Genomic DNA, 25,209 nt, shown 5'->3' with positions numbered 1-25,209 from the left:
TAATCGTCGCCGGGAGCGCCTTTCACCAAGGCACTCCCGAAAGGCCGCTTCTGTGTCCTCCACTGATCTCGACCCCTTCCTGACGTCGCCGCCCCACCCGTTCGACGTGGTCATCGTCGGCTGCGGGCCGACCGGCGCCATGCTCGCCGCCGAACTACGCCTGCACGACGTGCGGGTCCTCGTGCTGGAGAAGGAGACCGAACCCCCGTCGGCCGTTCGCATCGTCGGTCTGCACATCCGCAGCCTCGAGGTGCTGGCGATGCGCGGACTCCTGGACCGCATGCTCGCGCACGGTCGGCGACGTCCGGCCGCCGGCTTCTTCGCGGCCATCGACAAACCCGCGCCCACCGGGCTGGACTCCCCGTACGCCTACCTGCTGGGCATCCGCCAGCCGGTCATCGAACGCCTGCTCGCGGAACACGCGACCGACCTGGGCGCGCAGGTCCGGCGCGGCCGGACGGTCACCGGTCTCGCGCAGGACGACGAGGGCGTCACCGTCGAGCTGTCCGACGGCGAACAGCTGCGCACCCGCTACCTCGTCGGCTGTGACGGCGGCCGCAGCACGGTGCGCAAGCTCCTTGGCGTCGGCTTCCCCGGCGAGCCCACGCGGGCCGAGACGCTGATGGGCGAGATGGAAGCGGGCGTCCCACCGGAGGAGATCGCCGCCACCGTCGCCGCGCTCGGCGGACCCCGGCACCGGTTCTGGGTCCGTCCCGCGGGCGTCGGGGTCTACAGCGTCGTCGTCCCGGCGGCCGGCGTCAGCGACCGCGCGGTACCACCCGTCATCGAGGACTTCCGAGGACAACTGCGGGCCGTCGCCGGAACCGACTTCGGTGTGCACTCGCCGCGCTGGATGTCCCGCTTCGGCGACGCCACCCGGCTCGCCGACCGCTATCGGGTCGGTCGGGTCCTGCTGGCCGGCGACGCCGCCCACATCCATCCACCAATCGGCGGTCAGGGCCTCAACCTGGGCCTCCAGGACGCGGTCAACCTCGGCTGGAAGCTGGCCGCGCAGGTGCGGGGCTGGGCCCCGCACACCCTGCTCGACACCTACCAGGCCGAACGTCGTCCGGTCGCGGCAGACGTGCTGGACAACACCCGCGCCCAGACGCACCTGCTGTCCGACGAGCCGGGCGCCCAGGCCGTACGCCGACTGCTCAGCGAGCTGATGGACTTCGACGAGGTGAACCGCCATCTCCTGGAGAAGATCACCGGAACCGGCATCCGCTACGACGTCGGCGACGGCCCCGACCTGCTCGGCCGCCGGTTGCCCGACGTCGACGTGCGACAGGGCAACCTCTACGGTCTGCTGCATCGCGGCCGTGGCCTGCTGCTCGACCGCACCGGGCGACTGACCGCCGGGGGCTGGTCGGACCGGGTCGACCACCTCGTGGATCCGAGCGCGGACCTCGACGCTCCGGGCGTCCTGATGCGTCCCGACGGTCATGTCGTCTGGATCGGCGACGGCCAGCGGGACCTGGACGACCACCTGGTGCGCTGGTTCGGCGGGCCCGCCGAGTGAGTCAGTCGGTGTCAGCCGAGGACCGCCACCGAGCGACCCTCGTCCACCGTGTACTCGCCCGTCGAGAGGTGGCCGAGGGCCACCGGCGTCAGGGTCAGCGAGACGACGCCGCCGGGCAGCACACGGACGCCGTCGTCGGCGGTAGCGAACGTCGCGGGCGTCGACCCGTCCGGGAACAGGCGCTTCCCGCTTCCGACGACGACCGGGTACTGCAGCAGCCGGTAGAGGTCGACGAGTCCGGCCTCGTGCAGCGCCTGTACGAGCTGCCAACTGCCGTGCACCTGGAGTTCCCCGCCCGGGCGTTCCTTGAGCCGGCGCACCGCGTCGACGATGCCGGTGCGCAGGACGGTCGTCGGGTTCCAGTCGGCGTCGGCGTCGGCCAGGGTCTGGCTGACGACGTACTTCGGCAGGGTGTTCAGCTTGGTGGCGATCAGGTCGTCGGGGGCGGTGACCTTCGGCCAGTACCCGCCGAGTAGGTGGTAGCTCGTGCGGCCGAAGAGGAAGGCGTCCGCCGCACGGAACCAGCCCTCGACGACCTCGTTGGTGTGCGCGGACATGTGCGGGACGAGCCAGCCGCCCCGGTCGAAGCCGTTCGAGCGGTCCTCGTCCGGGGCGCCCGGTCCCTGCACGACGCCGTCGAGACTCACGAAGACGTTGACGCTGAGCAGCATGGTTCTCCTCCGTCGGTCGAATTCGGCCGGCCGCCTCCGGCGGCCGGCCGAGGGAGGTTAGCTGCCGGGCCGCGGGTCGGTCTTGTACAGGAACGACATCGTCGGTTCGTCGTCCGCCCCCAGCCCCCGAGCGGTGTGTCCGACGAAACGTCGCAGCGCGTGCGCCAGGTGAGCCTGGTCGAAGTAGCCGAGCGTGTCGACGACGGTGCGCCAGTCGAGGCCGTCACGCAGCATGGTGGCCGCGGCGTTCGCCCGGTCGATCTGGGTCACGGCGGTCTGCGACAGTCCGGTGACGGCCCGGTGTTGCCGCTGCAGGGTGCGGGTGGACCGGTGCCGGTCGGGCTCCGCGTGCGCTGGGTGGGACGGCACCACCAGTCCGGCGTCGCGCAGGCGTCGGACGAACTGCTCGACGTTGTCGTACGTCGGCGTCTCCCAGTCCTCGCCGCCGATGATCACCCGACCCGAGCGCGTCACCGGGAAGGACACGTGGCTGTCGACGATCGAGGCTGCGGGGTGTGGCCGGACGACGGCGCCGAGGGCGAGCCGGATCCCGAGGAACTCGGCGTCCGGCGGGACCGGTGCCGTGGTCGCCCTAGTCTCCGGCCCGCGCAGCGTGACGAGGAGCTGCCCGGCCGTCCGCGTGACGATCAGGTGGCAGCACGTACGCGCCACGGACGTCATCGTGTCCTCGGCGTCGCTGGTGGTGCGCCACACCCGGTCGACGATGGCCACGTCCGTTTCGGTCGGACGATGCTCGAAGCGCAACGCCATGGGGCCCCCGAACTGTTGTGACGTCAGTGCCTGAGCCTAGGCGACCGAACCAGGGGCAAGTTATCGGATTGTCGGTAACAACAATCCGCTAATCCATCCCCACAAACAGGGCATAACGTACGAGCACCATAATGACAGTTAAGATGCGTAAGCACTTACGCTGGTGTAACGACGGCTTTCCGGGCGTTCATCGCGTCGCGGTGGCCCAGTCGGCCGCCACCGAAGGGGCCCGTCCGTAGTTTCCAGACCAAAAACAACGCTAAGAACTGGGGGTTGATCAAGCTCTCTGCCCGGCCGTAGCGTCCCGTCCCGTTCGGTGACGGTCGATGCTCGGATGGTGGGGTTGTGGCGACTCAGGACGTGTTCTCGGCGGAGGATCTGGCACGGCTTCGGGGGTTCCCGGAGATCAACCGGGCGGAGCTGATCCGGTACTTCACGTTGACCGGTGCGGACGAGGCGTTCGTGCGCCAGTTCCGTACGGGCCGCAACGTGTTGGGTGTGGCGGTGCAGTTGTGCACGCTGCCGTGGCTCGGGTTCGTGCCCGACGACGTCGCGGCGGCACCGGCGGCCGTGGTGGGCCGGTTGTCGCAGTGGCTCGGGATCGCGATGGGTGAGCTGCGCGGGTACGGCGAGCGGGAGCAGACCCGGACGGGGCATCTGCGGGAGGTGGCAGGCTACGCCGGCTGGCGGTCGATGGACACCGCCGAGTGGAAGGACCTCGACGAGTTCCTGTTCGCCCGCGCGATGGAGCACGACTCGCCGAAGCTGCTGTTCCGGCTGGCCTGCGAGTATCTGCTGTCGTCGCGGGTGGTGCGGCCGGGGGTGATCCTCCTGTTGCGGCGGGTGGCTGCGGCGCGGGCCCGCGCTCGGGGTGAGACGTGGTCGCGGGTGCGGCACCTGCTCACCGATCGGCGGTGCGCGGAGCTGGACCTGTTGCTGGTCCCGCACGCCTACCTGGGCCGGACGCCGCTGGCGTGGCTGGGTGTGGGGCCGACGTCGTCGAGTCCGGCGGCGGTGAAGGCGGAGTTGGAGAAGCTGACCTACCTGCGCCGGTTGGACGCGCACACTTTGGATCTGTCGATGCTGCCGGCGGAGCGGCGCCGGTTTCTGGCCGGGGTCGGGCGGCGGTTGACGGGGCAGGCGTTGCAGCGGCGTGAGCCGGAGCGCCGGTATCCGATCCTGCTGACCCTGTTGGCGCAGTCGGCGGTCGACGTGCTGGATGAGACGTTGCTGCTGTTCGACCAGGCGATTTCCGGTCGGGAGGCGGCGGCGAAGCAGAAGGTGGCCGAGGCCCTGGCGGAGCGGGCGAAGGGTGGGGAGAACCGGCAGGCGCTGCTGGACGAGATCTTGACCATTGTGCTCGACACCGGGATCGGCGACGAGCAGATCGGCACGCTGCTGCGCGGTCGGATCGGGATGGACCGGATGCGGGCGGCGTGGGCCGAGCGCCGTGAGCGGCTGCCACGCGACCACGGCCAGCTCAGCATGTTGGACGCGTCGATGTCATACCTGCGGCAGTTCGCCCCGGCGGTGCTGGCGGTGGTGCAGTTCGCCGGCGGGCCCGGAACCGAGCAGCTGCTCCAGGCGGTGAGCGTGCTAACCGAGCTGTACGCCACCGGCGCCCGGAAGGTCCCGGCCGGCGCTCCGGTCGGGTTCGTGCCGACGAAGTGGGCCGGCTACCTCGTGGCAACGGAGCAGGCCGGTGACGTCACCGCGTACCGCCGCTACTGGGAGATCGCCGTGCTGGTCGGGCTGCGCGACGGCCTGCGCTCCGGTGACGTGTTCGTGCCCGGATCGCGCCGCTACGCCGATCCGGCGTCGTTCCTGCTCACCCCGCAGGCGTGGGCGCCGCAGAAGGTGCAGTTCTGCCACCTGGTCGGCAAACCGATCGAGGCCGCTGACGCGCTCGCCCAAGCCGAGGACGAGTTGCACACCGCCCTGGCCGATCTGGAGACGCAGTTGGCGAAGGGCAACCCGGGCGAGGTGCGGCTCACCGACGACGGGGAGCTGATCATCCCGCCGTTGACCGCCGAGGACGTGCCCGCCGAGGCCGACGCGCTGCGCGCGGAGCTGGCCGGGATGCTGCCGAGGGTGCCGATCGCGTCGGTGCTGGTGGAGGTTGACGCCCGGACCGGGTTCACCGATCACCTGGTGCACGCGGGCGGGAAGGTGAGCCGGCCGGCGGAGCTGAAACGCAACCTGCTGTACGTGATCATCGCGGAGGCGACGAACATGGGCCTGTCCGCGATGGCCGAGTCTTGCGGCGTGCCGTACGACGTCCTGGCGTGGACCGCCGAGTGGTACTTCCGCCCCGAGACGCTGGAGGCGGCTAACGCTGCGGTGGTGAACTACCACCACCGGCTCCCGCTGACCCAGGCGTTCGGATCGGGGACCCTGTCGTCGTCGGACGGGCAGCGGTTCCCGGTCAAGGGCAAGAGCATCACCGCGCGGCACCTGTCGCGGTACTTCGCCCGGGGGCAGGGTGTGTCCACCTACACCCACGTCTCTGACCAGCACTCGACCTTCGACACGAAGGTCATCGTGGCGACCGCGCCGGAGTCGCACTACGTGCTCGACGGGTTGCTGGGCAACGCCACCGACCTGGCCGTGTTGGAGCACGCCACCGACACGCACGGCGCGACGCTGGCTAACTTCGCGTTGTTCGACCTGGTCGGCAAGCAGCTCTCGCCGCGCATCCGTGACCTCGGGAAGATCACCCTCCACCGGACCGGCCCGAACGCTGACTTCCTCGCCCGCTACCCGCGCGCGGGCGGCCTGCTGACCCGTCGCCTGAACACCGACCTGATAACGAGCACCTGGGACGACCTGCTGCGCGTCGCCGCCTCGGTGCAGGGCGGGCACGCGACCGCCGCGCTGGTCGTGGGGAAGCTGTGCTCGTCGAAGCGGCAGCAGAACGCGCTGACCAGCGCGATCAAGGAGTACGGGGCGCTGCGCCGTACGGTATACGCCGCCCGCTACCTGGCCGACGAAACGTACCGGCGGCGGATCTCCCGGCAGCTGAACAAGGGGGAGAACCTGCACGCCCTTCGTCGCTCCCTCGCGTACGCCGGCGAGGGAGCGCTGCGCCGCCGCCACCACGAGCAGCAGACCGAACAGATGTGGTGCCTGACCCTGGCCACCAACGCGATCGTCTGCTGGTCCACCGAGTACCACGGCCTCGCCGTCGGCGCGCTACGCCGCGACGACCGCCAGGTCGACGACGAGGTCCTGGCGCACATCTGGCCGACCCACCACGAGAACGTCCACTTCTACGGCACCCACTCGGTCGACATCGACGGTGAACTCGCCCAGCTCGACACCGACGGGTACCGGCCGCTGCGTCTGGCCGAGGCCACGGCGGCAAACCGCTGAGCACGGGCTGCGCCTGACGGTCCTCCGCCGGGCGCAGCCCGCAGGTTCACGACGGCGGCCGGCCGACGGGTCGGCGGACCTCGCCGCGCGGGTCCTGGCCGACGTCGGCCAGGATCTGCGGCGTCTCGTTCTAGAACCAGAGGCTGCCCGCTGACGTGTATGTATCCCCACCGCTGGCACGGCCAGGATCTCGCTGCGTTAAATCAAGTCCGGATTGCGGACCGAGGGGCACCGTCATTACCTATTGTGGGCAGACATGCACGGACGGTTCCGTCAGCTCCGGAAACGTGAGAGCGGCGGTTGAACGAACACGTCAACGACGACGGGGAGCCGCAAGAGACATGGTGCTGAGACATTCGACGGACACGGCCGCTGCGGCCTGGCTCGCGAGTTCGCGGACTCCGGCGCAGCATCTGATCACGTTCGGGCCTGCTGACTACGAGGCGTATGCCCGCTTGCGGTACATCCCCGATCCGACGTCGCCCGATCAGCGCGAGACCGACGCCGATGTTCCGGTCGACCGCGAATTGTGGGTGCCGCAGGCGCGACGCGCGCTGCACGTCCTCGCACCATTCACGGCGACGCCTGATCAGTGCTTCTTCTGCGTCTGGGAGGGCGTAGCCGGAGGCGCCCTGTCGGCGGCCGAGCGGCAGGGCCCGCTGGTGACCCTGCCGCACCGTCGGTACGTCCTGTTCACCGGCCGGCTCGCGGACTACCTCGAAGGCCGCGCCGAACCGTTCGACGGGGATTCCGCTCCGGTCCCCGCCTTCGTCTGGCCGGCCGATCGCCGGTGGTGTTTCACCAGTGACGTCGACCCCCACTGGGCAGGGATAGGCGCTGACCAGGCTGCCATCGACAGGCTGCTGGACACCGTCGGCCTCGACGTGGTCCAGGCAATGCCCACCGAGCGTTTCCCTGCCTATCGGTAAACCACCAACCACAGGGGAGGCATAGTGAAACGGTACGCAACAGGGGCCGTGCGGGTCGCGGTCGCGACGATTGTGGCGGTTGGAGGTGTCAGTCTCACCGTACCGGCAGCCGCGCAAGCCCGGGTCGACGGTGTTGTCTCCTACGCCGATGCCGTCCCGGGCCTCGCACCTGCGGGCCTCGCAGACCAGGCGCGGTACGTCGACGAGAACGGCCGAGAGATCGATCCCTTGGCGAACAGGAAACACGACGGCGGCGATCGGGTGCACTCCCGTCACCCTGCCTGACGACCCTCACTGGTCATCTCCGGACGTCTCTGGGCACGGGCAGTGGAACAAGGGCGACTGCACAGGAGCCACCGCTCACGTCACCAACTGCCTCTACGAGTACTACACGGACGGCACATGGCGCCGTAAGGCATGTTCGGGTTCGACGCAGCTCAAGCCCAAGTCGGAGAGTAACAACCGGTCGACCGCGCGCCGAACCTGCGATTCGACAGGCGCCCTGATCTCCTGGCGCAATCAGGTTGACGTGGACGTCGACGGCCAGGTGGATTCATCAGGCACCGAATACCACCAAGCGAGCGTGTACTGCGTCGTCACCGGAGCAGACCAGTAAGAGCGCAGGTCGGCCTAGCGCCGAGCATCGGAACGGCCCGAGAGCAGCATCACGCTCTCGGGCCGTTCCGATGCAACCACCGAGTCACGCACGCCGGAAGGTGGGGGTGCCGTTAACTGCCCTGTGACACAGAATTCCGTATTCTCTGTCACAGCACCGACGAACCACCCACCGCCGCCTGCGGCCCGCCATCACGGAGGTGGAGGCGACTCGGCCACATTCTGTGTCACATCAGCGAGAGAGGTAACCAGGGTGTCCGTGATCCCGCTGCCGACCACCCGCCGACCGGTCGCGCTCGTGGTCGCCGTCGACGCGTTCCTCGACCGCTTCCGCGACGACCCCGGCACCCGCGCCGCCTACACCGACACCCTGCGCCGGCTCCGCGAGACCGCCGGCGACCAGACGCCGATCGCCGCGCTCACCCCGCACCTGTACGAGCAGACGATGACCCGCTGGGACTCCGGCGCCGCGAACACCTGGAACAAACACCTGTCCGCGCTGACCTCGTTCACCGCCTACTGCCGCCGCCAAGACTGGCTGACCAACCGACCCCGGCCGCCGTCTGGAACGCCGCAAGGTCACCCGCACCCGGGACAAGGCCATCCCGCGCGCCCGCCTGGAGCGACTGTTCACCGACGACCGCAACCCGCTACGCGAGCGGGTGCTGTGGCGGATGCTCTACGAGACCTGCGCCCGCGCCCAGGAGATCCTCGGCCTGGACGTGACCGACCTCGACATGGAGTTCCGCCGCGCCCTGGTTGTCGAGAAAGGCGGCGACCGCGCCTACGTGCACTGGGAAACCCCCACCGCACGCCTACTACCCCGGCTGCTGGCCGGCCGCGCCGCCGGGCCGGTGTTCCTCGCCGACCGGCGCGCACCCGTAGCAGGGCGCCGCACGCCGGCCCTGGTCGACGTCTGCCCCGACACCGGGCGTGGCCGGCTGTCCTACCCGCGCGCCGAGTACCTGTTCAAGCAGGCATCCCAGCTTCATGACCCGCACGGCACCGGGCACACCCTCCACCAACTGCGCCACTCCGGGCTAACCCACCTCGCGGCCAAAGGACGTAGCGCCGCCGAGTTGCAGGCCAAATCCCGCCACCGACACCTGGCCACCCTCGGCATCTACGTCCGGCTCGGCGAGGAGACCTCCGCCCGCATCACCGCCGAGAACGACGAGCACCACCGACGGCACCGACACTGACGACGCGTCCCACCTACCGGGACCACGAAAAGCGGCGAAGTGCTCCCCGTGCGACTCGCCATGTCTGGGCAGCCGCCCCTGGTGTGGGCCTTGATCAACTGCTTAGCGTTGTTTTTGGTCTGGAAACTACGGACGGGCCGAAGGGCTGTAGTACCGGGTGAAGCCACAGCCCCACGCGATCGAGTCCGCGAGCGGCGCGCCACCCCAGCGGGGCGTGCCGGACACGAGCAACCGGGTGCCGACCGGATAGGCAGGGCCATCCTCGGACGTGACGTCGCCCGTCCCGCCCCCGGCGGGCGGCGACCGCGTCGGCCGGGTCGGGCACCGCGACGCCGGTTTCTGCGCGCAGGTCGGCGGGCCGCTCGGTCGCCGCTCAGGACGAACGCCAGACGCACCAGCGACCGGCCGTACCCCGCCACGAAATCCTCGAACGACACGCCCGCTCCCGTCAGTGCTTCCCACTAGAGAGACGCACCGGCCGCCGCTCCACGCTGCACGGCTGCCCTTTCGGGCGCTGGTCGCGTTCGACACCGGCCCCGGACCCGAAGGCCCGGAGCCGGTGTCGTCAGCCGGTCTACTTCGCGGCCGGTGAGGCGTACCCGACGATGGACGAGGCCCAGTTGCTGTACTGCGGGTGGGTCACGCCGTCCGACTGGTTGCCGCCGACCACGTAGTGGTTGCCGTCCGTGCTGGTGTCGTAGTACGACGTGACGATCGCGACGTGGTCGTAGGTGCCGTTGCCGTCCCAGTCGTAGACGGCCGCGTCACCCTTGCGCGGGACGTAGCCGCTGCCGCGTCCGTGCCAGGTGCCGTTGTTGATGCCGTACGTCCGGAAGCTGCCGGCCGCCGCGGTGAGACCGGTGTACTTCGCGCCGCCCCAGTAGAAGGCGAACTTCGCGAAGTCCGCGCACCAGGGCCGCTTGCGCCACGCCACCGGACCCCAGGCCTTGGTGCCGTCGCGGTACATGTAGCCGTTGGTGGTCTTGCCGCACTTGCCGTAGGTGGACGCCGTGCCGTCGTAGCGGTCGTTGGCCGGGTCGGCCCAGAAGCCGCTGTAGAAGTTGCAGTCTTCGGTCGACGTCTCGGACAGTCGTGCCTGGACGTCGGCGTTGGTGGACGTGTACTGCTCCCACGCGATGTTGCCGACGTCGATGCCGAGCTGGGTGTCGCCCGCGGCGTACGCCGGGCTGGCCACGCTGAGGGTCGACGCCGCGAGGGCGACCGCCGCGACCAGCGCCATACGGATCCGTCTCATCGGTTCTCCTGCTTTCTGACTGACGAAGGGGGACGTCAGAAAGCGTCGGCGTGCCGGCTTGGACGGGCCTTGAGGAAGTCATGACTTTCCTCTTCGGCGATGGTTACGGAGGCGGTCAGCCGCCGAGGTCACGTAACGCGGTGGCCACCGTCTCGGCGTTCGGATGGTCGAGTTCGCGAAGGATCGTCGCCGCCTGCCGCAGGAACTCGCGCGCCTGCTCCGCCTCGCCGGCGGCGGCGTGGCTCTGCCCCAGATGCGTCAGGATCTCCGCCTCGTTGTACCGGTCCCGGAAGTTGCGGACCAGCTTGAGAGCCCGCTGGTAGCAGGCGTTGGCCTCGGCGTGGCGGCCCAGGTGGTGGTACACGTAGCCCAGGCTGTCCCAGGAGCCCGCCTCGGCGTGCTGGTCGCCGACCTCCTGGTCGAGTTCGACCGCCCGCTCGCAGTACGCCAGTGCCGCGCCATGGTCACCGAGTTGGGTGTGGAGCCACCCGACGTTGTTGACGGCCAGCGCCTCCCCGGCCCGGTGCCCGGCGTCGCGATAGAGCGCAAGGGCCAACTCGTTGTGGCGCAGCGCGTCGGACCAGCGGTCCTGCTGGTTGAAGGCCCAGCCGAGCCCACGGTGAGTGTGCGCCTGGCTGACCGGGTCGCCCAACTCCTCGAACAGCGCCAGCGCCGCCTGGTAGTGCCGATGTGCCTCGTCCAGCTCCCCGAGCTGGGTGTGGGCCACCCCCAGACTGCGGTGGGAGCACGCCTGCCAGCGCCGCTCACCGAGCCGCCGCGCGGCCCGCAACGCCGCGAGCTGCGTCGCGGTCCAGTCGCGCCAGTGCCCCTGCTCGTCGAGGTGACTCTCCATCGTCCAGGCCAACTGCCAGGTGTACGCGTCGAGCCCGTCGCGGGCGGCCTGCCGCAGGATGCCGAGCAGCACGGCGTGTTCGGTCTGGAACCAGGCCAGCGCCTGCGCCTGGTCGGCTACCGGATCGAGGGTGAGCTGGGGCGGTGCGGGCGGCAGCGTGATCGGCTCGCGGGCCGGGTCGAGCAGGCACGCAGCCGCGTGGGCGGTGTGCAGGTAGTGGTCGAGCATGCGAACGAGGGCGGCCTGCCGGTTGTCCGGGGCGTCGCGCTCGACCTGCTCGGCGGCGTACAGGCGGACCAGGTCGTGCAGGCGGTACCGCGTCGACGTCTGTTGGTGGAGCAGGTGCGCCTCGTGCAGGTCGTGCAGCAGCGGCCGGGTCTGCTGCGGGGAGAGGCCGTTGAGGCTCGCCGCGGCCCCCAGGCCGACCTCGGGGCCGGGGGTCAGCCCGAGCAGCCGGAACATCCGGGCCGCCTCCGGTTGCAGGGCGCGCGTGGAGGAGGCGAAGACCGCGCGCAGGTCGGCACTCAGGTCGCCGGTGGTCAGCGCGTCCAGCCGCGTGGCCTCCTCGGACAGCTCCTCGACGAGTGCCCGCAGCGGCAGATCAGGGTGCATTGCCGCGCGGGCCGCGACGATGCTCAGGGCCAGGGGCAGGCCGTGGCATCGGGCCAACAGCGCGGCGACGCTGTCGGGTTCCTCCGCGAGGAGCCGCGGCCCGAACCGGCGGGACAGCAGATGGTGGGCCTCGTCGTCGGTGAGCACGTTCAGGGTGAAGCCCTGCGCGCCCTGCGCCACGAGGCCGCCCAGGCGGCGACGGCTGGTCACCAGGACGGTGCAGGTGGGGCTGCCGGGTAGCAGCGTGGCGACCTGCTCGGTGTCGTGGGCGTTGTCCAGCACGATCAGCATCCGCCGGTCCGCGAGCAGGGTGCGGTAGAGGGCGGCCTGCGCGTCCACGCCGGTCGGGATCGCCTTGGGCGGTACGGCCAGGGCGTCGAGGAGGCCGCGTAGGGCCACCGCTGGCGGCACCGGTTCGGCGGCGGGGTCGAAGCCGCGCAGGTTCACGTACAGCTGGCCGTCGGGGAAACGGTCCAGGTGGTCGTACGCCCAGCGCAGGGCGAGCCAGGTCTTGCCGACGCCGCCGGTGCCACCGATCACCGCGACGGCGACGGCGTCCGCGTCGTCGGCGTGACCCTCCACGAGGCGGGACAGCGTGGCCAGTTCGCGGACCCGGCCGGTGAACAACGGCGGTGGGGCCGGCAGTTGCCGGGGGACCGGCGGGGCCACCGCCGTCGTGCCGGGCGTCGGCGCGGCGAGTGCCGGGTCACCGTTGAGGATGCCCAGGTGCAGCGCTTGCAGGTCGGGGCCGGGGTCGACGCCGGTCTCGTCGGCGAGGACCCGGCGCAGCCGGTCGTAGTGCTCCAGTGCCTCGGCCTGCCGACCGCAGCGGTAGAGGGCGCGCATGAGCTGCCCGGCGAGGCGCTCGTCCAGCGGATGGGCCGGCGCGTCCCGCAGGAGGTCCGGCAGCAGGGACGCGTGCAGGCCCAGGCGGAGCGCGGTATCCGTGCGGTCCCGTTCGGCGGCCCGTCGCTCCTGCGTGAGCGCCTCACGCGTCTCGTTGAGCCACGGGGTGTCCAACCGGGTGAAGGGCTCGCCCCGCCACAGGCCGAGGGCCTCGTCGAACCGCCCCAGTGCCGCCTCGTCGTCGGGCACGGCGCGCGCCTCGGCGACCAGGGCGCGGAACCGGTGCAGATCGACCGCGGCCGGGTCCACGCTGAGCAGGTAGCCACCCGAGCGGCGGGAGATCTCGACGCCGTCGGTGCCGGCCAGGCAGGACCGCAGGCGGGACAGGTAGCTGTACAGCGAATTCACGGCGCGCTGCGGACGATTGCCGGCCCAGACGCGTTCCAGGAACTGGTCGACGTGCACGACGCGGTTCGCCTCGATGAGCAGGATCGCCAGGACGCTGCGCTGCCGAGCGTGGCCCAGATCGACCCATTCGCCGTCGATCTCCGCCTCGACCTCGCCGAGCAGCGTGAACCTCACCGACACCGTCCCCCGCTGTCGCCGCTCCTGGCCTGACCAGGCGATTCAAGGTTTTCTCAAGAAACCTCTCCATTGTATTCGGAGACATTCTCGAATTCCGAGTCGCACGGGTCGCGCGTCTACGTGCTGGGACGGCACGGCAACGGGCCCCGGGACTCCCATGAGGAGTCGCGGGGCCCGTTGCGGGGGCGCGGCGGCGCGAGTGTGCGCGAACCGTGTGCGTCAGTTCGGCAGGTACGCCGAGCGGGCCTGGTGCACCTCGGCGGCCTGGCGCTCGCGCCATCGGCGTTGGCTGTCCCGGTTGCAGGCGCGGCACGTCCGGCGGTATCGACCCGTGGACTCGTCGATTTCGCGGTCGTGCCCGTTGCGGCAGGTCGGAGCCTGCGCTCGGGTGCGGCAGTTCTCGGCGCGGCTGACCTGCCGCAGGTGGGTGGGCTCGATGCAGTCCTTCGCCGGGCAGAGGTGGTCGACCTCCAGATCGGGGTGGTACCCGCCGACGAAGACGACGTACGCGGCGATGTGCGCCCAGGCGCGGCCCGCGACCTTCTGGTGAACGCCGCGCCGCGTGCCGTATCCGGTGATGATGAGGCAGCCGTCGTCCTGCCGTACCGAACGCCGTAGGAGATGCTCGCGCAGACTGGCCTCGGTGAAGTGTCGGGACAACCCCTTGACCTGGCTGAGCACGGCGTCACCCTAGCGGAGGCGCGCGGCCTGGTCGGGCAGGTCGACGTCGGTGTCGTCGGCGACGTCGGCGCAGTCCACCAGACGTACGGCTGGTTCGTGGGCGCGGAGGTAGTCGCGTGCGCCCCGGTCGCCGGTGGCCGCCGCGGCGATTCCGGGCCAGTGGTCGCGTCCGAGCAGCACCGGATGTCCGCGTCGCCCGTCGCCGTAGGTGGCCATGGCGAGGGATGTGGCGGTGGCGTCGCGGGCGACGCGGCGTACCGCCTCGGGGGTCAGGTGGGGCTGGTCGACCAGGGTGACCACGACGGCGGCGGCCGGGCTGGACGTCAGGGCGTCCAGCCCGGCCCGCAGCGACGAGCCCATGCCCGACGCCCAGTGGCCGTTCACCACCACCCGGGGCAGCCGGGTGCGGGCGCGGACCTGGTCGGCCTGCGCGCCGAGCACCACCAGTACCGGTCGGCAGCCGGCGGCGGTAAGGAGGTCGGCGGCGTGCTCCACGAGCAGGCGGCCACGGTACGGCAGGAGGGCCTTGGGGTGGCCGAGCCGCCGGCCGGCGCCGGCCGCCAGGAGCAGACCCGCCGTGACCATGGTCAGAGCCTAGTGGGCACGACCGGGCGGGCGCCCCGCATCCCGGGACGCCCCGGCCGCAGCTCAGCGCGCCAGCCACTCCCGGTACGAGGTGGGGGCGAGGACGGCGTCCTGCTTGCCGACGAGGACGTCACCGGGGGCCGCCGCGAACATGCCGGCGGTGTCGTCGGTGGTGACGGTCCGCTGGTCGCCCCGGGCGGCGAGGGTGATCCGGCCCAGCTCGTCGAGGCCGAACACGTCGGGACCGGCGATGTTGCGGATGCCCTGTAGCGGCGCGCCCACGCTGACGTCGGCGACGGCCTGGGCGACGTCGGCCGCGGCCATCGGCTGTACGGGCGTGCTGGGCAGGCGTACGCCGGTCTCGTCGGCGGTCCAGGAGATGACCGCGTCGATGAACTCGAAGAACTGGGTGGCGCGGACGATCGAGTAGGGCACCCCGCTGGCCTTGAGGACGTCCTCCTGGAGCACCTTCGCCCGGTAGTAGGCCAGGTCGGGCACCTGGTCGACGCCGACGATCGACAGGATCACGGCGTGTCCGACGCCGGCCTGCTCGGAGGCGGTCAGAAGGTTGTCCATGGTGGTCTGGAAGAAGGCGGGGGAGGCGTCGTCGAAGGTCGGCGAGTTGGTGAGGTTGACGACGACCTGGGCGTCCTTGAGCGCCTCGGGCAGGCCCTGCCCGGTGAGGAGGTCGACGCCGGTCGACTGCGAGTGCCCGACCGCGTCGTGCCCGGCGGTCCGCAGGATCTTCACGACCTGGGAGCCGATCAGGCCCGTTCCGCCCATCACAGCGATCTTCATGTCGTTTCACCTTCCGTGTCCCGTTCGTCCCAGCTCCCCAGTGGCGCCGGCAAACTCGGACCTCTTATGTCCGAGAACTATACTCGGACATGCTGGGTCCGAGTATCAGGGGTGGTTAGGGTGAGGCCATGAAGATGTCCGGCGGGGTCGAGTGGGCGCTGCACTGCTGTGTCGTGCTCACCACCAGCAGCCGGCCCGTCCCGGCCGCCCGGCTCGCGGAGCTGCACGACGTCTCCGGCAGCTACCTCGCCAAGCAGCTCCAGTCGCTGGCCCGCGCCGGGCTCATCCACTCTGTGCAGGGCAAGTCCGGCGGCTACGCGCTGACCCGCGCGCCCGAGACGATCAGCGTGCTGGACGTCGTCCACGCCGTCGACGGGCCGGGTCCGGCCTTCGTGTGCACCGAGATCCGCCAGCGCGGCCCGCTGGCCACCCCGCCCGGCGACTGCACCGGCGCGTGCCCGATCGCCCGCGCCATGTGGGCCGCCGAGACGGCGTGGCGCGACGCCCTGGCCGGCATCACGATCGCCGACCTCGCCCGCGACGTAAACGTCGACTCCGGCCCCGAGGCCCTGGCCACCGTCCGCGCCTGGCTCACCGGCGACCCCACCGGCTGAGCGTGCTCACCCTGTACGTCGTACCTCGGTGTCCCAGATCTCGGCCCACGGACGCCGCAGCCCCCGGCACACGTGGATCGGGCCGCCGTTCTCGTCGTTGGCCACCTCGACCCGCTGGTCGACCTGCCCGGCCAGCTCGCACCGCTCGAACCAACCGTTGAGCACGTCGGGGCGCTCCCAGCCGACCGCGATCACCACGTCCGCGTCGGCGGGCGGACGACCAAAGTCGACCATGCTGTTGTGACCGGAGTACGCCCGGGGCAGCCCCCGTGCCGGTCCGTAGCGCGCGACCGCCCCGGCCTCGCCGTAGTTGCCGGTGAGGATGACCGCCCGCGCGCGATCCGACTCGGGCAGACCACTGTGGACGGTGGCGAGCGAGTCGGCGAACGCCGGCCAGCCGATGGTCTCCCCGGCGTCGTAGTTGACGTCGACCACGAAGCCGGGCAGCCGGTCGGCCGGCAGCACGGGCAGCAGCAGCACGATGCTGGGCAGCAGGAACGGCACCGCCCCGACCGCGAGCACCCCCCGGCGCAGCCATGCCGAGCCGCGCGACGCCCAGGCGGCGGTCACCACCGTGCCCGCCGCGACGAGCGCCAACAACAGGGGAGCGTCGTAGTAGCCCTTGCCGCCGGCGATCAGGACCACGCCGAACACGACCACCCAGGCCCAACCCACCGCACGGTACGACCGCCACGCCGGCCGGCGCAGCAACGCGACGAGACCCGCGATCCAGATCGGTACGGCGTAGGGGCTGATGATGAGGAACTGGAGAGTGAACGCGTCGAGGCGGCCACTGTACGAGCTGTCCCCGTCGGCGATGGACGCGGCCACGCCGAGCTGCGGAAAGCCGTGCGCCGCCTGCCAGATCAGGTTCGGCGCGGCGAGCACCAGGGCGATCGCGGCGGCGGCGAGCACCCGGCGGTCGCGCAGCAGCCGACGCGGCCCCGCGATCAGCACCCCGGCGAGCAGGCCCACGGCCAGCAGCGCCGGCAACAGCTTGTTGAGCATGCCCACACCGAGCACCAGCCCGAGCGGGAGGGCCCACCTGGTGTCACCGGTGCGCAGCAACCGCACCGCGCACCACGCCACGGCGAGCCAGACCAGCAGGTCGACGGTCGTGGTGCTGAGCAGATGCCCACTGGCCAGCACGATGCCGGAGATCGCGGCCAGCACCGCCGCGAAGCTCTGCCCGCCCCGGCCACCACCCAACTCCCGGGCGATGGCGGCGACCAGCAGGACCGCGCCCCCGGCCAGCAGCGCCGACGGCGTCCGCAGGACCACCAGGTTGCCCGGCGCGATCTCGTCGAGCAGGCGGGCCAGCACGGGGACCAGCGGACCCTGGTCGACGTAACCCCAGTCGAGGTGCCGGCCGCAGAGCAGGAAGTACAGCTCGTCGCGGTGGTAGCCGTACCGCCCGGCGAGCAGGAGCAGCGTCACGCTGGTCGCGGCGGCCACCAGCCACGGGCCCCGGGTACGCGGACCGGGCTGCGGCAGCTCGGTCGGTGTGGACGACCGGGCCGGCGTCCGCGGCCGATCGGTGTCGATGGCGGGCTCGCTCACCGGTTCATTCTCGCCCGTGACGCCGCCGCGTGGGTACCCGCAACGCCTCCGGGTGCACCCGCTCTGAGCAGGTGCGAAGATCAGTTTTGCGACATCGACCGAGAGGACGACATGCGATACCGCACTCTGGGCGCCACCGGCACGGTGGTGTCGACCCTCTGTCTGGGCACCATGACCTTCGGCGCGGAGACCGACGAGGAGGGCAGCTTCGCGCAGCTCGACCGGTTCGTCGAGGCCGGTGGCACCTTCCTCGACACCGCCGACGTCTACTCCAGGGGCGTCTCGGAGGAGATCGTCGGTCGCTGGCTGCGGGCCCGGCCCGACGTGCGGGACCGCCTCGTCATCGCCACCAAGGGCCGCTTCCCGATGGGCCCCGGGGCGAACGACGCCGGCCTGTCCCGGGTACACCTCACCCGCGCCCTGGACGCGAGCCTGCGGCGGCTCGGCGTCGAGGCCGTCGACCTCTACCAGGCGCACGCGTGGGACCCGCTGACCCCGCTGCCCGAGACGCTGCGCTTCTTCGACGACGCGGTACGCGCCGGGAAGATCCGCTACGCGGGGGTCAGCAACTTCACCGGTTGGCAGTTGCAGAAGGCCGCCCTGCTCACCCAGCACCTCAACCTCACCCCGATCGTGACGCTGCAACCGCAGTACAACCTGCTGGCCCGGGAGATCGAGTTCGAGCTGGTGCCGGTCTGCGAGAACGAGGGCATCGGCATCCTGCCGTGGTCGCCGCTGGGTGGGGGCTGGCTGACCGGCAAGTACCGGCGCGACACCACCCCCACCGGTGCGACCCGGCTCGGGGAGAACCCGCAGCGCGGTGTCGAGGCGTACGCCGGTCGCAACGCGCAGGAGCGCACCTGGCGGGTGCTCGACGCGGTCGGCCAGGTCGCGCAGGACCTCGGCGCGTCCCTGTCGGCGGTGTCGCTGGCCTGGCTGGCGGCCCGTCCGGCGGTCACCTCGGTGATCCTCGGCGCGCGCACCACCGACCAGCTCGACGACAACCTGACCGCCGCCGACCTCGTCCTCAGCGACGAGCAGATGCGGCTGCTGGACGAGGCGAGCGCGCCCCCGGTAGGCGACTACCCGTACGGCGGGGCCGGGGTCCGGCAGCGCGGGCGCGAGCTGCCGTGATCCCCTTTCCCGAGCCGACCGCGCCGGCCGGCAGCCGCACCGAGGTCTTCCTGCGCTACCTGGACTACTTCCGCGAGTCGGTGGTGGCGAAGGTGTCGGCGCTGGACGAGGCGGAGCTGCGCGGCAGCCGACTGCCGTCCGGGTGGACCCCACTGGAGCTGGTCAGCCACCTGCGCCACGTCGAGCTGCGCTGGATCGAGTGGGGTTTCCAGGGACGGGACGTCGCCGAGCCGTGGGGCGACAATCGCAACGACCGCTGGTACGTCGATCCCGAGGTGACCCGCGACGACCTGGTGGCGGCGCTGCGGGCGCAGGGCGCGCACACCACCGCCGTGGTGTCCGGGCACGACCTGGCCGAGGTCGGGGCGCCGGGCCCGCGCTGGGACGGCGCGGACCCGGCGTCGTTGGAACGGGTGCTGTTCCACCTGGTGCAGGAGTACGCCCGCCACCTCGGCCACCTCGACGTGGTCACCGAGCTGGCAGGCGGCCCGACGGGGGAGTGAGACCGCCCGGCCGATAATGGCCCGATGCCGCTGCTCGTCACCCCCGCCCTGGCCGTCGGGAGTCTCGCCGCCCAGGAACAACCACACCTTGAGGTACGCCCCGGGCTGGCGCTGCGGCCGTGGCGCGACGACGACGCCCCGGCCGTCCGCGCGGCGTTCGGCTGCCCGGCGATCCAGCGGTGGCATGTGCTGCGACTCGACGACGACGCCGAGGCCAGGGCGTGGACGGCACAGTGGACCGGTCGGTGGCGTGCCGAGACGGCCGTGAGCTTCGCGATCGTCGACGGCGATGACCGGCCGGTCGGCCAGACGGGATTGCGGGACGTGCTGCTGACCGAGGGGTCGGCGCAGGTGTCGTACTGGCTGCTGCCCGACGCGCGCGGTAGGGGGATCGCCACCGCGGCGCTGGAGACGCTGACGCGGTGGAGCTTCACGCGGGCGGGGTTGCACCGGTTGGAGCTGAACCACTCGACGGCCAACGCGGCGTCGTGCCGGGTCGCCACCCGGGGCGGCTACGCCGTGGAGGGGGTGGCACGGCAGTCGATGCGGCACGCCGACGGCTGGCACGACATGCACCAGCACGCACGACTGCGCACCGACGGGCCGCTCCGCTCATCGGGGCTGCGCCCAGCCAACGAAGCGCGGGGTCAGATCGGGTAGCGCTACATCCGGGTTGAGCGCGGCGAGATCCGCCTCGGCCTCCTTCTGGACCGCGGCCAGGTGCGTCAACAGACCCGGGCGGTCCTCCCGGTACTGGCCGAGCAGGCGCAGCTTCGCCGTCGAGCACGGCCAGAGGATGCCGCAGACCGGGCAGCGCCACGACGGGCGCAACGGGGAGTGCGTACGTCTTGCGGCCTTCTCCTCGATGTGCGGCACAGCTGTCCTCCTCATCGGCTGGTGGAAGCGGGGGTCGCTGCCGATTGCGGAAGCGACCCCCGCTGCGAACGCGTCCGCCGGGTTCGGGTCCCTGCCGGCCGCGCCGCTGATACCCCACTTTCCCGGGAGTCGCTGGACAAGCACACAGCGTTACGTGTTCTCTTTGGTGCAGCCCCTTTGCTCCCCGGAAGGAACGGTATGAACCACGCCTTTGTCGCCGCGCTCGCCGAGGCGGGCCACACGGCCGAGAGCCTCGCCGATCGGATCGGTGTGCACCCGAAGACCGTCGCCCGGTGGGCGAACCCGGGTCACGTTCCGCAGAGTCGTCATCGGGCGACCGTCGCCGAGGTGCTGGCCCGCGATGCCGAGGCACTGTGGCCGGACGCCCTGCGTCGCCGCGAGCCGGTGTGGTTCCGGCCGTGGGTCGACATCGAACGCGAGGCGGTGACCCTGCGGTCGTTCCAGTTGGCGTGGGTGCCGGGGCTGCTCCAGACCGAGGCGTACGCCCGGGCGACCCTGGCCGGCGGTGTCCTCACGGCGGACGCGGTCGACGAGTTCACCGAGGCGCGGCTGAATCGACAGTCCATTCTCGACCGGGACGCCGAGGGGCCGCTGCTCATCGCCCTGCTCGACGAGGGCGTGCTGCGCCGCCGGGTCGGCGACGACCGGGCGTTGATGGCCGCGCAGCTCACCCGCCTGCTCGGCTACGTCGAGTCGGACACGATCCAGCTTCAGATCGTGCCGGCGGACGCGCCCAGCTACCCCGGGCTCGACGGCCCGTTCACCATCGCCGACCTGCCGGACGGCTCGCGCCTCGCCCACGTCGACAGTGCCGCGCAGGCGCAGATCCTCGATGCTCCATCGGAGCTTGTTAGCCTGGAGCGGCGGTGGGAGCGGATTCGCGGCGAGGCGCTGCCCCGGGGACGTTCCCTGGACCTTCTCAGAGAAGCGGCGGGATCATGGACATGACCGGGGCGCGGTGGCGCACGAGCACGAGAAGCGGTGGCAACGGCGGCGACTGCGTCGAGGTCGCCGACAACCTTCCGGGCGTGGTGCTGGTCCGCGACTCGAAGGACCGTGACGGTGCGACGCTGACCTTCCGCTCCGACGCCTGGCGCGGCTTCGTCGCGATGGCCCGCGCCGCCGGCTGACCGTCCACCCCGGTCGCCGCTCTCGGCGCCGGCGGCGGCCGTCTCGCACGAAGACGGATCGATCCGGCCTGATCAGCGCACGCCGCCGGGTTCGGCCGGTTGCGGTTCGCGGGCCGACAAACGGTCGGGGGTACGGGCGTACCGAACGCATCGGCGGCGTCAGCGCGTCGCCCGGCGGCAGCCGGTCACGCCTTCGCCACTGCGCCGTCACGTCCTCGCGGTCGCCCTACCTACGCCGGGCTGGCCGCGTTCGCCGCCAGCCCCACGCGGCGCAGTCGGATCACCTCACCCAGCTCGCTCAGTACCCGATGGTCTCGTCCGATGCGGGCGCAGCGTGATCGGATCTCATCGGCCTCCGCGACGACCGCGCCGATGCCGGTGTCGACCGGCAGGTCCAGTAGCGTCCGCGTCGTCGCCCTGCACGCCTCGATCAGCTCGCCTCGACGTATCAGCGACACCGCACCGTCAAGCGCGATGTGGGCCCGGTCGACGACGTCATGTGACGGATACTGCGCCAGGGCCTGCTGGTGGCAGCGTGCGGTCGCCTCGAACGAGCCGACGCGGGCCAGCACGTTGCCTTCGTAGAAGCGGAACTTGCGCTCGGGAAAGCCGAAGAGCCCTCCGTTTCGTACGTCCCGGGGGATGAGATCGAAATTCCGGTTGGCCTGTTCCATCAGCGTCTGCGCCTCGGCGCCCCGGCCGATCATGGCCAGGGCACGGGCCTCGACAGCGGGCGCCATGGCGCCAGCGACGGAAGGAAGTCCGCTCGCCAAGTGCCGTGCCGATCGCGCGGCGCGCGCGGCGTCAGCCGGCCCGGCGTAGTAGAGGAGAAGGAGAGCCTCCCGGGTCCGGATCCACGCCCGCAGACCACGGTCCTGGACTTCCTCGGCGGCCAGTTTGCCCACCTGGAACCAGCGGCTCGCCTGCGCGGGTTCGCCCAGGTCGACACAGAGCACGCCGATGAGCCCGGCCAGCTGCGCGGCGACCGTGGTCAGCCGGATTTGACTCTGCAACGACTGGCGGTAGGCGAGAAGCTGTTCGATGTCGTCAAAATCCAAGATCGCGCTGCCGAGAAGCTGGATCGCCGGCTTGGTGCGATAGGAGTTGCCGTGCAGAGCAGCCTGCTCCTCCCACCAGTCCACGGTCGTCTCGGTGACGCTGCGGTGCTGCAGCGTGTTCGACATGTGTTCCCGGGTCAGGTCGAGCGCCCGCAATGCCGGACCCGCCAACCCGCCACCCGTGATACCCAGCAGTGCCCGCAGGGTCTCCCGCCGCTTCATACGATCACTACTCTCCTCATTGGTGCCAGGCCGTACCATCTCTGCCGCGGTGACGCCGGCCTGTAGTACCGGGGCCGGTGCGGGCTGCGGGTCAGGTTCTGGACCGGCCGGTTCGCTCTCTGGAACCATCGTTCGGTAGTCCCTGCCGAAGCCCAACAGGTCCGGTCGGGCCTTGTAGAGGCGGCAGAGTGCGTCCATGTAGCGCGGCGATGGCCGCTCCACGCCGGTCTCCCACCGGGACACGCGGTGATGTCCCAGCATTGGCGCCGGCTCACCTTCAGCGATGATCAATTGCTGGATCGCTCGCGCGACCTCGTTCAGCGTTCTGCCTGAGGCGAGCCGGTGTGCCCGCAACAGACTGATCCCGCACCGGCTGTTGAGCTCGGCGACGATCTGACCGGTCGGCCAGTTTCGCTGCCGGGCGACATCGAGCACCGCCTTGACCGCCGTCCGTTGCTCATGCGCATTCATCAACGACACCTTCCGCCAGTGCACTGATCGTAGGTCGGCCCGCACAAAGAGCGGGCCACTCGCGCCGCAATGTGCGGCTCACGCACACTCCTCGGCGAGAAGGTTCGGATCGACGCACATCGTCGAATGGGCGCGCTTTCGGGGCAGCTGACGGCCGTGTGAGCATCCCACCAAGACGCAACGTCGAGGGGGTCCCCAATGCCGACCGAACAGACAGGCACCGGCGCCGAGGCAATGGAGGCACGACAGGAGCCGGAAGTCGCGGTTCAGCCGACCGCCGCCGACATCAGCCGATTGTTGCGACGCGAGCAGATCATCTTTTTCCTGCTGGGCAGCATTCTCGCGGTGCCACTGAACGTCCTCGCGACCTTTCTGTACGTTCTCCTCGATTCCGCGTGCCGTTGACTCAGGCCGACAAAGGTATCGTCGATCTGGTCGGGACTGACACCATGTGGATCGTTTCGGCGTACGCGCTGCGGGGCGGCCGGGCCCGGCGGCGCGTACCCCGGAAATTGCCTGGCGGCACGCGTACCCCGGTGCGAGGGTGACCGGCATGACTGCGCATGCTCTGGCCGGGGCCCTGGCCGACGACGGACGGCGACGGATCTTCGCGGCGGTCGCGTTGGGATCGACAAGCGTGCCCGAGGTCGTGCAGCGCTCCGGCTTGGCCACGCGGGTCGTGCTCACCGGGCTCGGTCGGCTCGCCACTGCGGGCCTCATCACCGGCGCTGACGGCGCGCTCGCGGTCGACGAGGCGTCGCTGCGGGCGGCGGCGCGCGAGGGTCGACCGACCGACGACACCGAGCCGGCCGAGGATCCGGTGCTGCGGACGTTCCTGCGCGGGGAGGTGCTGGTCGGCATGCCGGCGCAGCGCGGACGGCGGCGAACGCTGCTGACACACATCGCGCAGCGGTCGTTCGCGCCGGGCACCCGTTATCCGGAGCGGGCCGTCGACGACGCGCTCAAGCCGTGGTGTGCCGGCGGCGCGTCGGACCACGCCACCCTGCGCCGCTACCTGGTGGACGAGCGGTTGCTCACCCGTGAGCAGGGCATCTACCAGCGGACCACCGCAGCCGAGGAGGAGGCGTGACCACGGCCGTCCGGCCGCAGTGGTCGACCGACGCCGTCCGGCCGGACCATCCGGACGCGGCACTGCTGCTGCGTGAGTACATGACCGAGATGGTGGTGCGCTATTACCACCGCCCGGCCCGGCCCGGCGAGGTCGACGCCGCGCTGGCCGAGATGCCCAGCGACGACCTGGCGTACCCGACCGGTGTGCTCCTGCTCGCCCACCGCGGCGCGGATCTCGCCGGCTGCGCCGGACTGCGGTGGCATGCCGAGTTCGCCGAGCTGACCCGGGTGTACGTCCGGCCCGCGCACCGCGGCACGGGAGGAGGGGCCGCACTGCTGGCCGCCGTCGAGGCGCGCGCCCTGGCCGCCGGAGCGGACCGGATCCGCCTGGACACCCGCTCCGACCTGGTCGAGGCCCGCGCGCTGTATGCCCGACACGGCTATGGCGAGATCCCCGCCTACACGCAGGGCCCGTACGCCGAGCACTGGTTCGAGAAGGACTTGACGGCCGGCTCGCAAGGCGTTAAATAAGAAGAGGAAGTTGAGTCACCTCGACTCAACCACAACCTTCGGCCAGGGAGAACCGAGGAGGCATGACCATGTTGATGCGCACCGACCCGTTCCGCGAGGTGGACCGGCTCGCCGAGCAGTTCTTCGGTACGGCAGCCCGTCCGGCGACGATGCAGCTCGACGCCTACCGCGACGGCGACTTCTTCTACGCCGCGTTCGATCTGCCCGGCGTCGACCCGGACACCATCGACTGCACCGTCGAGCGCAACGTCCTCACCGTCCGTGCCGAGCGCCGTCGACCGTCCGGGGACGGCGTCGAACTCGTCGCCGCCGAACGTCCGATGGGCACGTTCACCCGGCGACTGTTCCTCGGCGACACCCTCGACACCGACAAGCTGGAGGCCGGCTACGAGCACGGGGTGCTGACGCTGCGCATCCCCGTCGCCGAGCGGGCCAAGCCCCGCCGGGTCACCATCACCGCCAACGGCAACGGCCGACGCCAGATCAACGCCTAACCCCCCCCCGCCCCCCCGCCCCGCCCCGGCGATCATGAAGTTATTGCCACGACACGCCGAGCCAGGTGGCAATAACTTCATGATCGATGCGACCCGGACGGCGCGGCCAGGGGGGCGGGGCGGGAGGCAGGACAGGGGGATCCGGCGGGGGCGTCAATCTTGCGCTTTGGGTTGCTGTGATGGGCTTTAATGCCCCTTATGTCGGCGCAGGAAGTGCGAGATCAACG

At 71.0% G+C, this 25,209-nt stretch carries 24 protein-coding genes; 14 read left to right on the top strand and 10 right to left on the bottom strand.

Annotated features, from left to right (window positions below; translation table 11 throughout):
• Positions 1-52 precede the first annotated feature (52 nt).
• Positions 53-1,522, top strand: a complete 1,470-nt coding sequence (locus ACN269_RS04160; RefSeq protein ID WP_421471098.1) for an FAD-dependent monooxygenase — start codon at positions 53-55, stop codon at positions 1,520-1,522.
• Between the two features lie 11 nt (positions 1,523-1,533).
• Here ACN269_RS04160 and ACN269_RS04155 read toward each other — a convergent pair whose 3' ends face one another.
• Positions 1,534-2,193, bottom strand: a complete 660-nt coding sequence (locus tag ACN269_RS04155; RefSeq protein WP_421471097.1) for a dihydrofolate reductase family protein — start codon at positions 2,191-2,193, stop codon at positions 1,534-1,536.
• 57 nt (positions 2,194-2,250) lie between these two features.
• Complete coding sequence (locus tag ACN269_RS04150) at positions 2,251-2,964, bottom strand: AraC family transcriptional regulator (RefSeq protein WP_421471096.1); 714 nt, start codon at positions 2,962-2,964, stop codon at positions 2,251-2,253.
• A gap of 345 nt (positions 2,965-3,309) precedes the next feature.
• On the opposite strand from ACN269_RS04150, the gene ACN269_RS04145 reads away from it, so the two are divergent.
• The 3 genes from ACN269_RS04145 (at position 3,310) to ACN269_RS04135 (ending at position 9,082) form a co-directional block, all read left to right on the top strand.
• The gene (locus ACN269_RS04145) at positions 3,310-6,336 is read left to right on the top strand and encodes a Tn3 family transposase (RefSeq protein WP_421471095.1); all 3,027 of its coding nucleotides are present in this window, start codon (positions 3,310-3,312) and stop codon (positions 6,334-6,336) included.
• 341 nt (positions 6,337-6,677) lie between these two features.
• On the top strand, positions 6,678-7,265 hold the full coding sequence (locus ACN269_RS04140) for a hypothetical protein (protein WP_421471094.1): 588 nt from the start codon (positions 6,678-6,680) through the stop codon (positions 7,263-7,265).
• Positions 7,266-8,554: 1,289 nt separating this feature from the next.
• Positions 8,555-9,082: a site-specific integrase gene (locus ACN269_RS04135; RefSeq protein WP_421471093.1), complete on the top strand. Its 528-nt coding sequence runs from the start codon at positions 8,555-8,557 to the stop codon at positions 9,080-9,082.
• Between the two features lie 574 nt (positions 9,083-9,656).
• Here ACN269_RS04135 and ACN269_RS04130 read toward each other — a convergent pair.
• The 5 genes from ACN269_RS04130 to ACN269_RS04110 form a co-directional block, all read right to left on the bottom strand.
• Positions 9,657-10,337: a CHAP domain-containing protein gene (locus tag ACN269_RS04130; protein ID WP_421471092.1), complete on the bottom strand. Its 681-nt coding sequence runs from the start codon at positions 10,335-10,337 to the stop codon at positions 9,657-9,659.
• A gap of 115 nt (positions 10,338-10,452) precedes the next feature.
• Entirely contained in the window at positions 10,453-13,230 is a 2,778-nt protein-coding gene (locus ACN269_RS04125) for a BTAD domain-containing putative transcriptional regulator (protein WP_421471091.1), read from the bottom strand.
• Between the two features lie 222 nt (positions 13,231-13,452).
• A complete protein-coding gene (locus ACN269_RS04120; protein WP_421471090.1) occupies positions 13,453-13,914 on the bottom strand; it encodes an HNH endonuclease in 462 nt (153 codons plus the stop codon).
• Between the two features lie 9 nt (positions 13,915-13,923).
• Positions 13,924-14,499 (bottom strand): nucleotidyltransferase family protein, encoded by a 576-nt coding sequence (locus ACN269_RS04115; protein WP_421471089.1) that lies wholly within the window; start codon positions 14,497-14,499, stop codon positions 13,924-13,926.
• Positions 14,500-14,562: 63 nt separating this feature from the next.
• Positions 14,563-15,297 (bottom strand): SDR family oxidoreductase, encoded by a 735-nt coding sequence (locus ACN269_RS04110; RefSeq protein ID WP_421471088.1) that lies wholly within the window; start codon positions 15,295-15,297, stop codon positions 14,563-14,565.
• Positions 15,298-15,425: 128 nt separating this feature from the next.
• On the opposite strand from ACN269_RS04110, the gene ACN269_RS04105 reads away from it, so the two are divergent.
• Positions 15,426-15,911: an RrF2 family transcriptional regulator gene (locus ACN269_RS04105; protein WP_421471087.1), complete on the top strand. Its 486-nt coding sequence runs from the start codon at positions 15,426-15,428 to the stop codon at positions 15,909-15,911.
• A gap of 6 nt (positions 15,912-15,917) precedes the next feature.
• On the opposite strand, the gene ACN269_RS04100 is transcribed toward ACN269_RS04105, so the two are convergent.
• Positions 15,918-17,471, bottom strand: a complete 1,554-nt coding sequence (locus ACN269_RS04100; RefSeq protein ID WP_421471086.1) for an ArnT family glycosyltransferase — start codon at positions 17,469-17,471, stop codon at positions 15,918-15,920.
• 111 nt (positions 17,472-17,582) lie between these two features.
• On the opposite strand from ACN269_RS04100, the gene ACN269_RS04095 reads away from it, so the two are divergent.
• The 3 genes from ACN269_RS04095 to ACN269_RS04085 are packed head-to-tail and all read left to right on the top strand — an operon-like array spanning position 17,583 to position 19,768.
• Positions 17,583-18,605: an aldo/keto reductase gene (locus ACN269_RS04095; RefSeq protein WP_421471085.1), complete on the top strand. Its 1,023-nt coding sequence runs from the start codon at positions 17,583-17,585 to the stop codon at positions 18,603-18,605.
• Positions 18,602-19,108 carry a DUF664 domain-containing protein gene (locus ACN269_RS04090; RefSeq protein WP_421471084.1) on the top strand — a complete coding sequence of 169 codons (507 nt, stop codon included), beginning with the start codon at positions 18,602-18,604 and terminating at the stop codon, positions 19,106-19,108. Before ACN269_RS04095 ends, ACN269_RS04090 begins: the two co-directional genes overlap by 4 nt.
• Positions 19,109-19,132: 24 nt before the next feature.
• Positions 19,133-19,768 carry a GNAT family N-acetyltransferase gene (locus ACN269_RS04085; protein WP_421471083.1) on the top strand — a complete coding sequence of 212 codons (636 nt, stop codon included), beginning with the start codon at positions 19,133-19,135 and terminating at the stop codon, positions 19,766-19,768.
• Here the strand turns inward: ACN269_RS04085 and ACN269_RS04080 are convergent.
• Positions 19,721-19,984, bottom strand: a complete 264-nt coding sequence (locus ACN269_RS04080; RefSeq protein ID WP_421471082.1) for a flavin reductase — start codon at positions 19,982-19,984, stop codon at positions 19,721-19,723. The two genes, ACN269_RS04085 and ACN269_RS04080, sit on opposite strands and share 48 nt — an antisense overlap.
• Before the next feature lie 198 nt (positions 19,985-20,182).
• Here ACN269_RS04080 and ACN269_RS04075 point away from each other — a divergent pair, with 198 nt between their 5' ends.
• Together ACN269_RS04075 and ACN269_RS04070 are read left to right on the top strand one after the other, a co-directional pair.
• Entirely contained in the window at positions 20,183-20,953 is a 771-nt protein-coding gene (locus ACN269_RS04075; RefSeq protein WP_421471081.1) for a Scr1 family TA system antitoxin-like transcriptional regulator, read from the top strand.
• Complete coding sequence (locus ACN269_RS04070; protein WP_421471080.1) at positions 20,944-21,135, top strand: DUF397 domain-containing protein; 192 nt, start codon at positions 20,944-20,946, stop codon at positions 21,133-21,135. Before ACN269_RS04075 ends, ACN269_RS04070 begins: the two co-directional genes overlap by 10 nt.
• Before the next feature lie 230 nt (positions 21,136-21,365).
• On the opposite strand, the gene ACN269_RS04065 is transcribed toward ACN269_RS04070, so the two are convergent.
• The gene (locus ACN269_RS04065; protein ID WP_421471079.1) at positions 21,366-22,886 is read right to left on the bottom strand and encodes a helix-turn-helix domain-containing protein; all 1,521 of its coding nucleotides are present in this window, start codon (positions 22,884-22,886) and stop codon (positions 21,366-21,368) included.
• Between the two features lie 198 nt (positions 22,887-23,084).
• Between ACN269_RS04065 and ACN269_RS04060 the strand changes: the two genes are divergently transcribed.
• The 4 genes from ACN269_RS04060 (at position 23,085) to ACN269_RS04045 (ending at position 24,982) form a co-directional block, all read left to right on the top strand.
• Positions 23,085-23,291, top strand: coding sequence for a hypothetical protein (locus ACN269_RS04060; protein WP_421471078.1), 207 nt, complete (start codon positions 23,085-23,087; stop codon positions 23,289-23,291).
• A gap of 148 nt (positions 23,292-23,439) precedes the next feature.
• Positions 23,440-23,976, top strand: coding sequence for a DUF2087 domain-containing protein (locus ACN269_RS04055; RefSeq protein WP_421471077.1), 537 nt, complete (start codon positions 23,440-23,442; stop codon positions 23,974-23,976).
• Positions 23,973-24,488 (top strand): GNAT family N-acetyltransferase, encoded by a 516-nt coding sequence (locus ACN269_RS04050; protein WP_421471076.1) that lies wholly within the window; start codon positions 23,973-23,975, stop codon positions 24,486-24,488. Before ACN269_RS04055 ends, ACN269_RS04050 begins: the two co-directional genes overlap by 4 nt.
• Positions 24,489-24,556: 68 nt before the next feature.
• A complete protein-coding gene (locus ACN269_RS04045) occupies positions 24,557-24,982 on the top strand; it encodes an Hsp20/alpha crystallin family protein (protein WP_421471075.1) in 426 nt (141 codons plus the stop codon).
• The last annotated feature ends 227 nt before the right edge of the window (positions 24,983-25,209 follow it).

Source organism: Micromonospora sp. WMMD736, from assembly GCF_049179015.1.
Lineage (GTDB): Bacteria > Actinomycetota > Actinomycetes > Mycobacteriales > Micromonosporaceae > Micromonospora.
This window is presented reverse-complemented; position numbering and strand designations above follow the sequence as displayed.

Bases quoted from the DNA above. Each gene is read 5' to 3' on its own strand.
- ACN269_RS04130 (WP_421471092.1), bottom strand. From the start codon at position 10,337: ATGAGACGGATCCGTATGGCGCTGGTCGCGGCGGTCGCCCTCGCGGCG.
- ACN269_RS04070 (WP_421471080.1), top strand. From the start codon at position 20,944: ATGGACATGACCGGGGCGCGGTGGCGCACGAGCACGAGAAGCGGTGGC.
- ACN269_RS04150 (WP_421471096.1), bottom strand. From the start codon at position 2,964: ATGGCGTTGCGCTTCGAGCATCGTCCGACCGAAACGGACGTGGCCATC.
- ACN269_RS04065 (WP_421471079.1), bottom strand. From the start codon at position 22,886: ATGAATGCGCATGAGCAACGGACGGCGGTCAAGGCGGTGCTCGATGTC.
- ACN269_RS04115 (WP_421471089.1), bottom strand. From the start codon at position 14,499: ATGGTCACGGCGGGTCTGCTCCTGGCGGCCGGCGCCGGCCGGCGGCTC.
- ACN269_RS04155 (WP_421471097.1), bottom strand. From the start codon at position 2,193: ATGCTGCTCAGCGTCAACGTCTTCGTGAGTCTCGACGGCGTCGTGCAG.
- ACN269_RS04105 (WP_421471087.1), top strand. From the start codon at position 15,426: ATGAAGATGTCCGGCGGGGTCGAGTGGGCGCTGCACTGCTGTGTCGTG.
- ACN269_RS04135 (WP_421471093.1), top strand. From the start codon at position 8,555: ATGCTCTACGAGACCTGCGCCCGCGCCCAGGAGATCCTCGGCCTGGAC.
- ACN269_RS04085 (WP_421471083.1), top strand. From the start codon at position 19,133: ATGCCGCTGCTCGTCACCCCCGCCCTGGCCGTCGGGAGTCTCGCCGCC.
- ACN269_RS04140 (WP_421471094.1), top strand. From the start codon at position 6,678: ATGGTGCTGAGACATTCGACGGACACGGCCGCTGCGGCCTGGCTCGCG.
- ACN269_RS04060 (WP_421471078.1), top strand. From the start codon at position 23,085: ATGCCGACCGAACAGACAGGCACCGGCGCCGAGGCAATGGAGGCACGA.
- ACN269_RS04055 (WP_421471077.1), top strand. From the start codon at position 23,440: ATGACTGCGCATGCTCTGGCCGGGGCCCTGGCCGACGACGGACGGCGA.
- ACN269_RS04095 (WP_421471085.1), top strand. From the start codon at position 17,583: ATGCGATACCGCACTCTGGGCGCCACCGGCACGGTGGTGTCGACCCTC.
- ACN269_RS04075 (WP_421471081.1), top strand. From the start codon at position 20,183: ATGAACCACGCCTTTGTCGCCGCGCTCGCCGAGGCGGGCCACACGGCC.
- ACN269_RS04110 (WP_421471088.1), bottom strand. From the start codon at position 15,297: ATGAAGATCGCTGTGATGGGCGGAACGGGCCTGATCGGCTCCCAGGTC.
- ACN269_RS04045 (WP_421471075.1), top strand. From the start codon at position 24,557: ATGTTGATGCGCACCGACCCGTTCCGCGAGGTGGACCGGCTCGCCGAG.